The organism is Leifsonia sp. 115AMFTsu3.1 (assembly GCF_004362795.1).
In the GTDB taxonomy this organism is placed as follows: Bacteria; Actinomycetota; Actinomycetes; order Actinomycetales; family Microbacteriaceae; genus Leifsonia.
Genome location: NZ_SNYB01000002.1, coordinates 1,665,974 through 1,680,461, shown reverse-complemented (window position 1 = coordinate 1,680,461; position 14,488 = coordinate 1,665,974). Strand labels below are relative to the sequence as shown.

Genomic DNA, 14,488 nt, shown 5'->3' with positions numbered 1-14,488 from the left:
ATCAGGCAGCATCATCCGCCGGTCACCTCCAGAATTCTGTTCCACACGATGTCGCCGTCGGGGTCGAGACCCTCGTCGACGGCTTCCTGGCGCATCTGCATCACCGCGGCGTAGTCCCGCGGCAGCACCTTGACGAACTTCGCGACGGTCTCGTCGAAGTCCTCCAGCATCCGGGCGGCGAGCTCGGAGCCCGTCTCGGCGGCGTGCTGTTCGAGCAGGTCGCGCACGATCTCGATGTCCGCGCTCCCGAGAGGCAGGAGCTCGAGCTCGCCGGTCGCGAGCGAGTCGCGGTTGACCCGCTCCGGCTTCAGGTCGTACACGTACGCGGTGCCGCCGGACATGCCGGCGCCGAGGTTGCGCCCGGTGCCGCCGAGGATCACGGCGAGGCCACCGGTCATGTACTCGAGCGCGTGATCGCCCACGCCTTCGACGACAGCCGTCGCACCGGAGTTGCGCACCAGGAAGCGCTCGCCCACGATCCCGCGGATGAACATGCTCCCCTGCGTCGCGCCGTAGCCGATCACGTTGCCGGCGATCACGTTCCGCTCGGCGGCGAACACGCTGTCGCGCGGGGGCTTCACGACGATCTGGCCGCCGGAGAGCCCCTTGCCGACGTAGTCGTTGGAGTCGCCCTCCAGCCGCAGGGTGATGCCTGCGGGGAGGAACGCGCCGAGCGACTGGCCGGCCGAACCGGTGAGCGTGATGTCGATGGAGCCGGCGGGGAGGCCGTTCTCGCCGTGGCGGACGGTCACCTCGTGGCCGAGCATCGTGCCGACGGCCCGCTCCGTGTTGCGGATCGGAAGACTCAGCTCGATGCGGCCCCCGTTCTCCAGCACGTCGCGCGCCGCGTCGATCAGCTGCACGTCGAAGTGGTGCTCCAGCTCGTGGTCCTGCGCCCGGCCGTTGCGCCGAGGAGCCTCCGGGCCGAAGGCCGGACCGTGCAGGATGGGCGCGAGGTCGAGACCGGACGCCTTCCAGTGGTCGATGGCGCGGTCGACGTCGAGCAGCTCTGCGTGGCCGATCGCCTCCTCGAGGGTGCGGAAGCCGAGGGCCGCGAGGTACTCGCGCACCTCTTCCGCGATGAACTCGAAGAAGTTGACGACGAACTCGGGCTTGCCAGAGAACCGTGCGCGCAGCTCCGGGTTCTGCGTCGCGACGCCGACCGGGCAGGTGTCCAGGTGGCAGACGCGCATCATGACGCAGCCGGAGACCACCAGCGGCGCGGTCGCGAAGCCGAACTCCTCGGCTCCGAGCAGCGCGCCGACGATGACGTCGCGGCCGGTCTTCAGCTGGCCGTCGACCTGAACGACGACGCGCTCGCGCATCCCGTTCAGCATCAGGGTCTGCTGCGTCTCGGCGAGCCCCAGCTCCCACGGCGTCCCCGCGTGTTTCAGCGAGTTGACCGGGGATGCGCCCGTGCCGCCGTCGTGGCCGGAGACCAGGATGACGTCGGCCAGCGCCTTGGCGGTGCCGGCCGCGACCGCGCCGATGCCCGACTCGGAGACGAGCTTGACGTGGACGCGGGCGCCCGGGTTGGCGCGCTTCAGGTCGAAGATCAGCTGCTTGAGGTCTTCGATCGAGTAGATGTCGTGGTGCGGCGGCGGCGAGATGAGGCCGACACCGGCGGTCGCGTGACGGGTGCGCGCGACCCACGGGTACACCTTGGTCGGCGGCAGCTGCCCGCCTTCGCCGGGCTTCGCACCCTGCGCCAGTTTGATCTGGATGTCGTCGGCGTGGGTCAGGTACATCGACGTCACACCGAAGCGGCCGGAGGCGACCTGCTTGATGGCGCTGCGACGCTCCGGGTCGAGCAGGCGGTCGAGGTCTTCGCCGCCCTCACCGGTGTTCGACTTGGCGCCGAGCCGGTTCATGGCGATCGCGAGCGTCTCGTGCGCCTCCTTGGAGATGGAGCCGTAGCTCATCGCGCCCGTGGAGAACCGCTTGACGATGGACGAGACGGGCTCGACCTCCTCCAGCGGCACCGGCGGACGCTCGCCCTCCTTGAGCGAGAACATCCCGCGCAGGGTCATCAGCGACTCGGACTGGTCGTCGACGAGCCTCGTGTACTCGCGGAACACGTCGTACCGCCGCGTGCGCGTGGAGTGCTGCAGGCGGAAGACCGTCTCCGGGTTGAAGAGGTGCGGAGATCCGTCGCGGCGCCACTGGTACTCGCCGCCGGTCGCGAGGCGCTCGTGAGCGAGCGCGGCGCCCTCGGCGGGGTACGCGCTCTCGTGGCGGGCGAGGTTCTCGGCCGCGATGACGTCGATCCCGACGCCGCCCAGCTTGCTCGTCGTCCCGGTGAAGTACTGGTCGACGAACTCCTGGCTGAGCCCGACGGCCTCGAACGCCTGAGCGCCCGCGTAGGAGGACACCGTCGAGATGCCCATCTTCGACATGATCTTCAGCACGCCCTTGCCGAGCGCCTTGATGACGTTCTTGACCGCCTTCTCGGGGCTGACGCCGGTGATCATCCCGCTGCGGACGAGCTCCTCGCAGGTCTCCATCGCCAGGTAGGGGTTGATCGCCGAGGCGCCGTACCCGATGAGCAGGGCGACGTGGTGCACCTCGCGCACATCCCCCGCCTCCACGATCAGGCCCACCTTCATGCGGGTCTCCGAGCGGATGAGGTGGTGGTGCACGGCGGCGAGCATCAGCAGCGACGGGATGGGCGCGAGGTCCTTCGTCGAGTCGCGGTCGCTGAGCACGATGAACTGCGCTCCGGCCGCGATGGCCTCGTCGACCTCGTCGCACATCTCGGCCAGGCGGCGCTCCAGGGCGTCGGGGCCGGCGTCGGAGCGGTACAGGCCGCGCACGGTCGTGGTCAGCGTGCTGCCCGGCCGCGGGTCGATGTGCTGGATCTTCGCCAGCTCGTCGTTGTCGATCACCGGGAAGTCGAGCACGACCTGCTTGGCGTGCTCGGGGCCGGCCGACAGCAGGTTGCGCTCCGGGCCGAGACCGAGCTTCAGGGAGGTGACGACCTCCTCGCGGATCGAGTCGAGCGGCGGGTTGGTGACCTGTGCGAACTGCTGCGTGAAGTAGTCGAACAGCAGGCGCGGGCGCTCCGAGAGCACGGCGACGGGCGTGTCCGACCCCATGGCGCCGAGCGGCTCCGCGCCGGTGGTCGCCATCGGGCGGAGGAGGATGCGGACCTCCTCCTCGGTGTAGCCGAACGTCCGCTGGCGGCGCGTGATCGACGCCGGGGTGTGGACGATGTGCTCGCGCTCCGGGAGGTCCTTCAGGTTGATCCGGCCCTCGTCCAGCCACTCCTCGTAGGGAGCGCCGGCGGCGAGCTCGGACTTGATCTCCTCATCCTCGATGAGGCGGCCGCTGACCGTGTCGACCAGGAACATCCGGCCGGGACGCAGCCGGCCCTTCCGGACGACGCGGCTGGGCTCGAAGTCGAGCACGCCGATCTCGGAGGCGAGCACGACGAGTCCGTCGTTGGTGACGACGTACCGGCCGGGGCGCAGGCCGTTGCGGTCGAGCGTCGCGCCGACGACGGAGCCGTCGGTGAACACGATCGCGGCGGGGCCGTCCCACGGCTCCATGAGCATCGAGTGGTACTCGTAGAACGCGCGGCGGACCGGGTCGATCTCGGTCTGGTTCTCCCAGGCCTCCGGCACCATCATCATGACGGCGTGCGGGAGCGACCGGCCGCTCAGCGACAGCAGCTCCACGACCTCGTCGAAGGAGGCCGAATCGGATGCGCCGGGCGTGACGATCGGGAACACCGGCTTCAGGTCGCCGAGCAGCTCGTTCTCGAGCTGCGACTGGCGGGCGCGCATCCAGTTGCGGTTGCCCTGCACGGTGTTGATCTCGCCGTTGTGCGCGATCATCCGGAACGGCTGCGCGAGCGGCCACGACGGGAACGTGTTCGTCGAGTAGCGCGAGTGCACGAGGGCGAGCTTCGACGCGAAGCGCTCGTCGGAGAGGTCCGGGTAGAACGGCTCCAGCTGGAGCGTGGTGACCATGCCCTTGTAGACGAGCGTGCGGCTCGACAGCGACGAGAAGTACAGGTCGAGCTCGCGCTCGGCCCGCTTCCGCAGGAAGAAGGTCTGACGGTCGAGCGCGATGCCGGAGACGGCCTCGCCGTTCTCGTCGACGCGGGTGGACGCGACGTAGAGCTGCTCGATCACCGGCATGGCCTGGCGGGCCAGCGTGCCGAGCTCGTCCGGACGAACCGGGACGGACCGCCAGCCGAGGACGGTCAGCTCGTGCTCGGCCGCGATGGACTCGAGAGCCGCCTTGACCTCGGCACGCTCGTCCTCCGCGCTCGGCAGGAACGCGTTGCCCACCGCGTACCGGCCGGCGGCGGGCAGGTCGAAGCCCGCGACGGCGCGCAGGAAGGCGTCCGGCACCTGGGTGATGATGCCGGCGCCGTCACCGGTACCGGCGTCGGAGCCGACCGCGCCGCGGTGCTCGAGGTGACGCAGCGCCTCCAGCGCGGCGTCGATGATGTCGTGCCCGGCCGTGCCCCGGAGGGTCGCGACCATGGCGAGACCGCAGGCGTCCTTCTCATGGGCAGGGTCGTACAGGCCCTGCGGGCCAGGCACGGTCCCGAAGCGGGAATGGGGAGGCGTGAGCGCCATCTGTCGACCGTCCTCACAGTGTCGTGGATGTGGGGATGTTGGGTGCAGGGACGCCATCGGCCCGGTGCTTATGAGTTCCGCCGCATCCTCCGGGCCGTGTGCGGCTCGGACTCGTGGAGCGGTCAGGTGCGTGGGATCGCCTCGACGGTTTCGTACTTCGAGCCGTCGGGTTTATCCGTTCGTGGGGCTTGTGGCCTTGGCCGAAGCGGACCCGGCAGGCACACCGTCTGCGTCGGCGGCGTCCTCGTCCTCCAGGTCCGTGTCGTCCGAGTCTACCTCAGCATCCGGGTTCACCCATTCACGACCCGGTCGGTACGGGCTGGGCTCGAGACCCGGGTGCCTGCGCGACTGGACGAAGAAGATGACGAGGCCCAGAACGACCGCGCCGAACGCGGCCCAGACATTGCTCGGGATGCCGAGGAACGTGAACTCGCTCGGGTCGATGCGGATCGACTCCAGGTAGGAGCGGCCGGCGCCGTACCAGATCAGGTAGACGGCGAACACCTTGCCCCACTGGAGGCGGAAGCGGCGCTGCAGCCAGACGATCACGAAGACGCCGATGATGTTCCAGATCATCTCGTACAGGAAGAGGGGCTGGAACAGCGTGCCGTCCGGAAGGCCGACCGGGATCGCCTTGTTGCCCGCGTCGATCTGCAGACCCCAGGGCAGGTCGGTCGGAAGACCGAAGAGCTCCTGGTTGAAGTAGTTGCCGAGGCGGCCGATGGCCTGCGCGAGCAGGAGCGCCGGTGCGAGGGCGTCCGCGAACGTCCAGAACCGGAGACCGGTCCAGCGGCAGCCGATGAGCACACCGATGGCGCCACCGATCAGCGCGCCGAAGATGGCGCCGCCGCCCTCCCAGATCGCCCAGATGCTGCCAGGCTCGAACGGGTTGAAGAGGTTGGCGCCCGGGTAGAAGAAGTCCTTCGGGTGGGTCGCGACGTGGTAGAACCGGGCGCCGACGATCCCGAGGGGCACGGCGCACAGCAGGATGTCGAGAACGACACCCGGCTCGGCGCCCTGCTTGGTGAGGCGGCGCGAGGTCCACATGGCGGCGACGACGATGCCGACCAGGATGATCAGCGCGTACATCTGGATGCGGTACGGCCAGAAAGGCAGCGGGATCTGCGCCCACTCGGGCCCAGGACTCGGGATGCTGGCCATCCAGCCGCTCATCGTCGCAAACACCCGATGACTCACCTTTCGTGTCGATCATGCCGCGGCGCGGAGAGGCGCGCGGCCACCATAGTCTAGAACGCCCGGCTAGGCCGCTGTGCCGCGGGCCAGCTCGGCCGCGACGCGACCGGCCTCCGCCACGCCGCCGTCGCCCAGCGCCTTCACGAGCGCCGAGCCGACGATCGCGCCGTCCGCGTACTCGAGCACCTCGGCCACCTGCGCGGCCGATGAGATGCCGAGTCCGACGCACGTGCTCGTCGCTCCCGCCTCGCGAAGGCGGCCGACGAGCGTGCGCGCCGCCGCATCCACATCGGTGCGCGCGCCCGTGATGCCCATGGTCGAGACGGCGTAGACGAACCCGCGGCTCGCCTCCACCGCCTGCTTCAGGCGGGCGTCGGTCGAGCTGGGTGCGGCGAGGAACACGCGGTCGAGACCGACGCGGTCGGATGCGGCGAGCCAGTCGGCGCCCTCGTCCGGGATGAGGTCGGGCGTGATGAGGCCTGCTCCCCCGGCGGCGGCGAGGTCGTCCGCGAAGCGGTCGACGCCGTACTGCAGCACCGGGTTCCAGTAGGTCATGACGAGCACGGGGATGTCGACCTGCGCGGTGATCTCACGGACGGCGGTGAAGCCGTCACGCAGGCGGAAGCCGGCGCTGAGCGCCTGCTGCGTCGCCGCCTGGATGACCGTGCCGTCCATCACGGGGTCGGAGTACGGAAGGCCGAGCTCGATGACGTCGACGCCGTTGTTCGCGAGCGCGACGGCCGCATCCACACTGGTCGCGAGGTCGGGGAAGCCGGCCGGGAGGTAGCCGATCAGCGCGCCCGATGCCTCGGTGTTGCGGCGGGCGATCGCGTCGGCGACGCGGCTCGTGACCACGCCGCTCACGACTGCACCGCGTCCGCGTCGATCAGGTCGAAGTACCGCCCGGCGGTCTCCATGTCCTTGTCGCCGCGACCGCTGAGGTTCACCAGGATGATGCCCTCCGGCCCGAGCTCGCGCCCGAGCGCGATGGCGCCGGCCAGTGCGTGGGACGACTCGATGGCGGGGATGATGCCCTCGGTGCGGCTGAGCAGGCGCAGGGCCTCCATGGCGTCCGCGTCCGACACCGGCCGGTACTCGGCACGGCCGATCTTCGCGAGCCAGGCGTGCTCCGGGCCGACGCCCGGGTAGTCGAGGCCGGCGGAGATCGAGTGGGATTCGATGGTCTGGCCGTCCTCGTCCTGCAGCAGCATGGAGCGCGCGCCGTGCAGCACGCCGGGGCGGCCCTTGGTGATCGTCGCGGCGTGGCGCGGGGTGTCCGCACCCTCGCCGCCCGCCTCGAAGCCGACCAGGCGCACATCCTCGTCGTCCAGGAACGCGTGGAAGATTCCCATCGCGTTCGAGCCGCCGCCGACGCACGCGACGACGGCGTTCGGCAGGCGGCCGGTGAGCTCCTGCACCTGCTCGCGCGCCTCCTCGCCGATGATCTTCTGGAGGTCGCGCACCATCGCCGGGAACGGGTGCGGGCCCGCGACCGTTCCGAAGATGTAGTTGGTGTGCTCGACGTTCGTCACCCAGTCGCGCATGGCGTCGTTGATGGCGTCCTTGAGCGTGCGCGAGCCGGTCTTGACGGCGACGACCTCGGCACCGAGCAGACGCATCCGGGCGACGTTCAGCGCCTGGCGCTCGGTGTCGACCTCGCCCATGTAGATCGTGCACTCGAGCCCGAACAGGGCCGCGGCCGTCGCGGTGGCGACGCCGTGCTGGCCCGCGCCGGTCTCGGCGATCACGCGGGTCTTGCCGATGCGCTTCGTCAGGATGGCCTGGCCCAGCACGTTGTTGATCTTGTGCGAGCCGGTGTGGTTGAGGTCCTCGCGCTTGAGGATGATGCGGGCGCCGCCTGCGTGCTCGGCGAACCGGGGCACCTCGGTGATGATCGACGGGCGGCCGGTGTAGCTGCGGTGGAGCTCATCCAGCTCGGCATGGAACGCGGGGTCGGCCTTCGCCTCCTCCCACGCCGCCGACAGCTCGTCGAGCGCTGCGACCAGCGACTCGGGGACGAACCGCCCGCCGAAGTCGCCGAAATACGGACCCTGCTCAGTGCGGAGGGACATCAGACTCCCAAGAACTCTTCGAGCGTCGCGACGGGGTCGCTCGTGACGAGCGCCTCGCCGACGAGCACCACATCGGCGCCCGCCGCTCGGTAATGCGCGACATCGTCGGCCGTCTTCACGGCCGACTCCGCCACGCGGATGACACCGGAGGGGATGCTGCCGGCCAGGCGGCCGAACAGGTCCCGATCCAGCTCGAACGTCGTCAGGTCGCGGGCGTTGACGCCCACGAGGCCCGCGCCGGTGTCGAGGGCGCGGCTCAGCTCGTCGGCCGAGTGCGCCTCCACCAGCGAGGTCATGCCCAGCTCGGTGATCAGCTCGTGCAGCTCGACGAGCCGCTTCTGTTCGAGCGCGGCGACGATCAGCAGCACCAGGTCGGCGCCCGCGGCGCGGGCTTCGAACACCTGGTACGGATCGGCGACGAACTCCTTGCGCAGCACCGGGATCGAGACGGCATCACGGACCGCCTCCAGGTCGGCGAGCGAACCGTGGAAGCGGCGCTCCTCGGTGAGGACGCTGATCGCGCTGGCACCGCCGGTCTCGTACGAGACCGCCAGGGCGGCGGGATCCGGGATGGCGGCGAGCGACCCGCGGGACGGGCTGGCGCGCTTCACCTCGGCGATGATCTTCACGCGCTCCGCCGGGGCGAGCGCGGTCAGCACATCGAGTGCGGCCGGCCGGGCGAGGGCCGCGGCCTCCACCTCGGCGAGCGGACGCTCGTCGCGTCTCCGCTCAGCGTCCTCGAGCGCGCCGGCGACGAGGTCGGCGAGCACGGATCAGTGCCCCTTCGGGGTGTACTTGTCGCCGCCGACGCCGTACCCGGCGCGCTTCATGACCCAGCCGACGATGAGGCCGATCACCGCGAGACCCGCCGCCGCCCAGACGATGATGGGGGCGTCGAAGAAGAAGGCGATGGCGCCGATGGTGAACGCGACCAGCATGATGATCACGGCCGTCCACGCCGCCGGCGAGTGACCGTGGCCTGGCTCGACTGACTCGCTGCTCATGGGACTCCTGCACGTCGGGTGCGCGCCGCCCGGCGCGCACGGGAATTTGGAACGCCTCCAGTCTAGTAGTCGCTCTTCCCCGCCGCCCTCCACGCGCCAGCCCCACCGTCGAGTCCGCAAACTTTGCACGGTTTCGCGGGCGCGGGCGTGCAAAGTTTGCGGACTCGACGGGGGTGGGAGGGGGTGCGGGAGGGGAGGGGACGCGACGGGAGGAGACGGGACGGGAGGGGACGGACGGGAGGTCAGCGGGTGGGGTCGTCGCCGCGGGTGAGGTCGTCCCAGCTGTCGATGGCCGTGTCGCGGTCGAGGGTGGTGGGGGTCGCGGAGTTGGGCGCGTCGGCGTCCGGTGCGTCAGCGGCCGGCTCCTCGGCGGCGGCGCGGGCCTCGGCGTCGTCGGTGGGCTCCCCGTCGGCGAAGAGCTCGTCGGCGGGGCGCCCGTCCTCCCCCGCGAAGCGGGTCTGGTACTTGCGCGACGGACCGGGCCAGAGCCGCGAGAAGACGACGACCGCCGCGCTCGCCAGGATGACCAGGATGCCCGCCACGAGGGCCACCCACGGCCACAGCTCGATCGCGGACGAGTGCACCAGGCGGCGGATCGAGGAGTCCCCGGCCACGCCGGTCGCCGTCGTGATCGCGGAGGACGACGCGCCCACCGCATCGGACACCGCGCTGATCGCCGAGATGAGCACGGAGACGCCGAGCAGCAGGCCGAGCAGCGCGAGCACGATCCGGAAGACCGGACCGGCGATCGCCAGCGCAGCGGTCAGCGCCAGCCCCGCGAGCGACAGGGCGGTCAGCGCGGGCGCGGCCACCGATCCCGCCACGCTGATCGTGGTCGAGTGCTCGGCCGTGTCGGTCAGCGTGATCGTGAACCACGGCTGGGTCGCCGCCAGCAGCGCGAGACCGCTCCCCACGAGGAGCAGGAGCATCGTGGAGTACTTGACGCGGCGGCCGTTCACGCTCTCCGTCCTCACAGCACGCGCTTCATGGCGTTCGCCACGGCGACGGCGCGCAGCGGAGCCGCCGCCTTGTTCTGCGACTCCTGGAACTCGTTCTCGGGCACTGAGTCGGCCACCAGTCCCCCGCCGGCCTGCACCCGTGCGACGCCGTCCATGATCGTCGCGGTGCGGATCGCGATGGCGAGGTCCGCATCCCCGGCGAAGTCGAAGTACCCGATCACGCCGCCGTAGACGCCGCGCTGGATGGGCTCCAGCTCGTCGATGATCCGCAGCGCCATCGGCTTCGGCGCGCCCGAGAGCGTTCCGGCCGGGAACGTCGCGCGGAACACGTCGATCGCAGTGGCGTCCGGCAGCAGGTCGCCCTCGACGGACGACACGATGTGCATGATGTGGCTGAACCGCTCGATGCGCATGAACTCCGTCACCTCGACCGTGCCCGCCTCGCACACCTTGAGCAGGTCGTTGCGGGCGAGGTCGACGAGCATCAGGTGCTCCGCGCGCTCCTTGTCGTCGGCGAGCAGCGACGCCTCCAGGTCGAGGTCCTGCTCCGGCGTCGCGCCGCGCGGACGCGATCCGGCGATGGGATGCGTGAATGCGCGTCCCTCCTGCACCTTCACCAGCGCCTCGGGCGACGAGCCCACGATCTGGTACGGCTCGCCGCTCGGCTTCTCCAGCGACAGCAGGTACATGTACGGGCTCGGGTTGAGCGCGCGGAGCACGCGGTAGACATCGAGCGCGGGGGCCGTGCACTCCAGCTCGAAGCGCTGCGAGATGACGACCTGGAAGATGTCGCCGTCGACGATGCGCTCCTTGGCCGTGACGACCGACGAGAGGAAGTCCTCCCGGCGCGTGCGGGAGATCGGCTCGGCCGGGATGCCGAGGTCGACGTCCTCCAGCCACGCCTCGGAGGGCTGCGCGAGCTCGCGCTGCATGCGGTCGAGACGCGCCTGCGCATCCGCCCACAGCTCGTCCGCCTCGGCGACGCCGTCGGCCAGCGCGTTGGCGACCAGCTTCACGGTGCCGGTGCGGTGATCCACGACGACGAGGTCGGCCACGAACGCAAGCGCCTGGCCGGGCACGTCGACATCGGCGGGCGGGGCGTCGGGCAGACGCTCGATCTGCCGGATCGCCTCCCAGCCGATGAAGCCGACGAGACCGCCGGTGAGCGGAGGGAGGCCCGGGATGCGGGCGGTCTGCCAGCGCGCATGCAGCGCCGCGAGAGCCTCCAGCGGCCGGAGGGAGGCCGCCGTGCCGAGGGCGCGCTCGGCGGGCAGGCCGTAGTCGAGCCAGTTCACGGCGTCGCCGTCCTGCGTGAGCACGCCGAACGACGACGCGCCGACGAACGAGAAGCGCGACCAGATGCCGCCCTGCTCGGCCGACTCCAGCAGGAAGGTGCCCGGCCGGCCGGCCGCGAGCTTCCGATAAATACCGACCGGGGTCTCCCCGTCGGCGAAGAGCTCCCGGATCACCGGGACGACGCGGTGGTCGCCGACGAGTCCGTCGAAGGCGCTCCGGGTCGTCGTGCCGCCCACGGTGTCGATCACAGGTCGGCCGCCTCGATCTCGGGGCTCGCGCCCACGACCGGCTCCAGCACATCCGCGTCGAAGCAGGTGCGCGTGCCGGTGTGGCAGGCCGCGCCGACCTGCTCGACCGTGACCAGCAGGGTGTCGCCGTCGCAGTCGAGCGCGGCGCCCTTCACGTACTGCACGTGCCCGGACGTGTCGCCCTTCCGCCAGTACTCCTTGCGGGAGCGCGACCAGAACGTCACCCGGCCCTCGCTCATGGTGCGGCGGAACGCCTCCGCGTCCATCCACCCCATCATCAGCACCTCGCGGGTGTCCCACTGCTGGATGATCGCCGGCACCAGCCCGGTGTCGGTGAAGCGGATGCGCTCCAGCACCGCATCGGTCGTCGTCGCGTTCATCGGCGGACCTCCATCCCGGCCGCGGCCAGTTCGTCCTTCACCTGCTCGATCGTCAGCTCACCCTGGTGGAACACGCTCGCCGCGAGCACGGCGTCGGCTCCCGCCTGGATGGCCGGAACGAAATGCTCCAGCGCCCCCGCGCCGCCCGAGGCGATCACGGGAACGCTGCTCAGGGCGCGCATCTCGCGGATGAGCTCCAGGTCGAAGCCCTCCTTGGTGCCATCGGCGTCGATGGAGTTGACCAGCAGCTCCCCCGCGCCCAGCTCGATCGCGCGCGCAGCCCACTCCAGGGCGTCGAGGTCGGTCTCCGTTCGGCCGCCGTGCGTCGTCACGACGAACCCCGACGGCGTCGCGGCCGAGCGCTTCACATCCAGCGACAACACCAGCACCTGCGCGCCGAACCGGGCGGCGATCTCCGAGATCAGCTCCGGACGCGCGATCGCGGCCGAGTTGACGCCCACCTTGTCGGCGCCGTGGCCGAGGAGCTTCGCCACATCCTCTGGGCTGCGCACGCCGCCGCCGACGGTGAGCGGGATGAAGACCTGCTCGGCCGTCGCCCGCACCACGTCGTATGTGGTGGCGCGGTCGTCGACCGTCGCCGTCACATCCAGGAAGGTCAGCTCGTCGGCGCCCTGCTCGAAGTACCGCCGGGCGAGCTCGACCGGGTCGCCCTGGTCGCGCAGGTTCTGGAAGTTGACGCCCTTGACGACGCGGCCGGCGGCCACGTCGAGACAGGGGATCACCCGGACCGCGACGCTCATCAGATCCGCGCAGCGTGGATGGAGGTGACCAGGATGGCGCGGGCGCCCAGCTCGTACAGGTCGTCCATGATGTGGTTGGTCTGCTCGCGCTTGATCATCACGCGGACGGCCACCCACTCCGGCTCCCCCAGCGGAGAGACGGTCGGCGACTCGACGCCCGGCGTCAGCGCGACCGCCTTCTCGAGCAGTGCGACGGGGAGGTTGTAGTCGATCAGCACGTACTGGCGGGCGACCATGACGCCCTGCAGTCGGCGCACCAGCGTGTCCACCCCGGCGGCCGGCGACGGGGACGAGATGAGCACGGCCTCCGACTCCAGGATGACCGGTCCGAAGATCTCCAGCCCCTGCTTGCGGAGGGTGGAACCCGTCTCGACGACGTCGGCGACCGCATCGGCGACGCCGAGCCGCACGGCCGACTCGACCGCTCCGTCCAGCTTGATCAGGGAGGTGCTGACACCGTGCTCGCCGAGGAACGCGCCGACGAGGCCCGGGTAGCTCGTCGCGACGCGCTTGCCCTCCAGGTCGGCCAGCTCGGCGAACACGCCGTCTGGGCCGGCGAACCGGAACGTCGACGCGGCGAAGTCGAGGGCGCTGATCTCGGCGGCGGGTGAGCCCGAGTCGAGCAGCAGGTCGCGGCCGGTGATCCCGACGTCGAGCGCGCCGGAGCCGACGTAGGTGGCGATGTCACGCGGGCGCAGATAGAAGAACTCGACGCCGTTGCGGGCGTCGGTGACGATGAGCTCCTTCGGGTCGCGGCGGCCGACATAGCCGGCCTCGTGCAGCATCTGCGCCGCGGTCTCGGAGAGGGAGCCCTTGTTGGGGACGGCGATCTTCAGCATTCGCAGGTCTTTCGTGACGTGATCGGACGAGTGGATGGGCCTAGGTACGGCGAAAAGGTTGGTCCATCACAGATGTCGGTACACGTCGGCCGGCGTCAGTCCCTTGGCGAGGAGCAGGACCTGCAGGTGGTAGAGCAGCTGCGAGATCTCCTCGGCGGTGGCCTCGTCGGACTCGTACTCGGCGGCCATCCAGACCTCGGCGGCCTCCTCGACGATCTTCTTGCCGATGGCGTGCACGCCGGCGTCGAGCTCGCGGACGGTGCCGGAGCCCTCCGGGCGGTCCTGCGCCTTCTGCGCGAGTTCGGCGAAGAGGTCGTCGAAGGTTTTCACCTCTCCAGCGTACCGGTCCGCCCGAGCCGGTCGGACATTCGTGCCGAATGTGCGGTATGCCGCGCTGATTCCGCACATTCGGCACGAATGTGCGCGCCGCGGGTCAGCGTACGGGTCAGTGGAGGTGCGGCAGCGCGGCGGCACGGAGGGCCGCGATGCGGTCCGCCGGCTCTCCGCGGAAGACGCTGGAGCCCGCCACGAACGTGTCCGCCCCGGCCGCGGCCGCCGTGACGATCGTCTCCTCGGTGATGCCGCCGTCCACCTGCAGCCACACGTCGAGACCCCGCGCCTCGACGGCCTGCCGGAGCGCGTTCAGCTTCGGCATGGTCTCGGGCATGAACGACTGGCCGCCGAATCCCGGCTCCACCGTCATGACGAGCACCTGGTCGAACTCCTCGAGCAGGTCGAGGTACGGCTCGACGCCGGTGCCCGGCTTGACCGCGATGCCCGCCCGCGCGCCGATCGAGCGCAGGCGGCGCGCCAGTGCGACGGGATCGTGCGCGGCCTCGGCGTGGAAGGTCACCGAGTACGCCCCGAGCTCCGCGTACCCCGGCGCCCAGCGGTCCGGGTCGTCGATCATCAGGTGCACATCCAGCGGGACGGGGCTCACCTCCTGGATGCGGCCCACCATCTGCGGCCCGAACGTCAGGTTCGGGACGAAGTGGTTGTCCATCACGTCGACGTGCACCAGGTCGGCGGTCGCGATGCGCTCCACCTCGCTCTGCATGTTGACGAAGTCGGCGGCCAGGATGCTGGGGTTGATACGGACGCGCGGGTCGATCCGGTCGGCGGAAGGGGTCGAAGCCATGACTCCAG

At 70.5% G+C, this 14,488-nt stretch carries 13 protein-coding genes; all 13 read right to left on the bottom strand.

Translation table 11 applies throughout. The features are described from left to right. Nucleotides 1-11: 11 nt before the first annotated feature. Nucleotides 12-4,589, bottom strand: coding sequence for a glutamate synthase large subunit (gene gltB / locus AXZ95_RS19095; protein ID WP_026307187.1), 4,578 nt, complete (start codon nucleotides 4,587-4,589; stop codon nucleotides 12-14). 171 nt (nucleotides 4,590-4,760) lie between these two features. Continuing rightward, nucleotides 4,761-5,762, bottom strand: coding sequence for a prolipoprotein diacylglyceryl transferase (lgt, locus tag AXZ95_RS19090; protein ID WP_018191180.1), 1,002 nt, complete (start codon nucleotides 5,760-5,762; stop codon nucleotides 4,761-4,763). A gap of 87 nt (nucleotides 5,763-5,849) precedes the next feature. After that, nucleotides 5,850-6,647: a tryptophan synthase subunit alpha gene (trpA, locus tag AXZ95_RS19085; RefSeq protein WP_018191181.1), complete on the bottom strand. Its 798-nt coding sequence runs from the start codon at nucleotides 6,645-6,647 to the stop codon at nucleotides 5,850-5,852. Beyond that, entirely contained in the window at nucleotides 6,644-7,855 is a 1,212-nt protein-coding gene (gene trpB / locus AXZ95_RS19080) for a tryptophan synthase subunit beta (RefSeq protein ID WP_018191182.1), read from the bottom strand. The genes trpA and trpB overlap by 4 nt, the downstream gene beginning before the upstream one ends. Further along, the gene (gene trpC, locus AXZ95_RS19075) at nucleotides 7,855-8,625 is read right to left on the bottom strand and encodes an indole-3-glycerol phosphate synthase TrpC (RefSeq protein WP_018191183.1); all 771 of its coding nucleotides are present in this window, start codon (nucleotides 8,623-8,625) and stop codon (nucleotides 7,855-7,857) included. The genes trpB and trpC overlap by 1 nt, the downstream gene beginning before the upstream one ends. A gap of 3 nt (nucleotides 8,626-8,628) precedes the next feature. Further along, nucleotides 8,629-8,859: a DUF6704 family protein gene (locus AXZ95_RS19070; protein ID WP_018191184.1), complete on the bottom strand. Its 231-nt coding sequence runs from the start codon at nucleotides 8,857-8,859 to the stop codon at nucleotides 8,629-8,631. 242 nt (nucleotides 8,860-9,101) lie between these two features. Beyond that, complete coding sequence (locus AXZ95_RS19065; RefSeq protein WP_018191185.1) at nucleotides 9,102-9,833, bottom strand: Trp biosynthesis-associated membrane protein; 732 nt, start codon at nucleotides 9,831-9,833, stop codon at nucleotides 9,102-9,104. After that, a complete protein-coding gene (locus tag AXZ95_RS19060; protein WP_018191186.1) occupies nucleotides 9,830-11,362 on the bottom strand; it encodes an anthranilate synthase component I in 1,533 nt (510 codons plus the stop codon). The genes AXZ95_RS19065 and AXZ95_RS19060 overlap by 4 nt, the downstream gene beginning before the upstream one ends. Beyond that, entirely contained in the window at nucleotides 11,359-11,742 is a 384-nt protein-coding gene (gene hisI / locus AXZ95_RS19055) for a phosphoribosyl-AMP cyclohydrolase (RefSeq protein ID WP_018191187.1), read from the bottom strand. Before hisI ends, AXZ95_RS19060 begins: the two co-directional genes overlap by 4 nt. Next, the gene (hisF, locus tag AXZ95_RS19050; RefSeq protein WP_018191188.1) at nucleotides 11,739-12,503 is read right to left on the bottom strand and encodes an imidazole glycerol phosphate synthase subunit HisF; all 765 of its coding nucleotides are present in this window, start codon (nucleotides 12,501-12,503) and stop codon (nucleotides 11,739-11,741) included. The genes hisI and hisF overlap by 4 nt, the downstream gene beginning before the upstream one ends. Next, the gene (gene hisG, locus AXZ95_RS19045; RefSeq protein WP_018191189.1) at nucleotides 12,503-13,342 is read right to left on the bottom strand and encodes an ATP phosphoribosyltransferase; all 840 of its coding nucleotides are present in this window, start codon (nucleotides 13,340-13,342) and stop codon (nucleotides 12,503-12,505) included. Before hisG ends, hisF begins: the two co-directional genes overlap by 1 nt. A 66-nt stretch (nucleotides 13,343-13,408) precedes the next feature. Then, nucleotides 13,409-13,672, bottom strand: a complete 264-nt coding sequence (locus tag AXZ95_RS19040; RefSeq protein ID WP_018191190.1) for a phosphoribosyl-ATP diphosphatase — start codon at nucleotides 13,670-13,672, stop codon at nucleotides 13,409-13,411. Nucleotides 13,673-13,787: 115 nt separating this feature from the next. Next, complete coding sequence (rpe, locus tag AXZ95_RS19035; RefSeq protein ID WP_018191191.1) at nucleotides 13,788-14,480, bottom strand: ribulose-phosphate 3-epimerase; 693 nt, start codon at nucleotides 14,478-14,480, stop codon at nucleotides 13,788-13,790. Between the last annotated feature and the right edge of the window lie 8 nt (nucleotides 14,481-14,488).

Excerpts from the sequence above, each read along its gene's own strand:
- gltB (WP_026307187.1), bottom strand. The coding sequence starts at position 4,589 with ATGGCGCTCACGCCTCCCCATTCCCGCTTCGGGACCGTGCCTGGCCCG.
- lgt (WP_018191180.1), bottom strand. The coding sequence starts at position 5,762 with ATGAGCGGCTGGATGGCCAGCATCCCGAGTCCTGGGCCCGAGTGGGCG.
- trpB (WP_018191182.1), bottom strand. The coding sequence starts at position 7,855 with ATGTCCCTCCGCACTGAGCAGGGTCCGTATTTCGGCGACTTCGGCGGG.
- AXZ95_RS19070 (WP_018191184.1), bottom strand. The coding sequence starts at position 8,859 with ATGAGCAGCGAGTCAGTCGAGCCAGGCCACGGTCACTCGCCGGCGGCG.
- hisI (WP_018191187.1), bottom strand. The coding sequence starts at position 11,742 with ATGAACGCGACGACGACCGATGCGGTGCTGGAGCGCATCCGCTTCACC.
- hisF (WP_018191188.1), bottom strand. The coding sequence starts at position 12,503 with ATGAGCGTCGCGGTCCGGGTGATCCCCTGTCTCGACGTGGCCGCCGGC.
- hisG (WP_018191189.1), bottom strand. The coding sequence starts at position 13,342 with ATGCTGAAGATCGCCGTCCCCAACAAGGGCTCCCTCTCCGAGACCGCG.
- rpe (WP_018191191.1), bottom strand. The coding sequence starts at position 14,480 with ATGGCTTCGACCCCTTCCGCCGACCGGATCGACCCGCGCGTCCGTATC.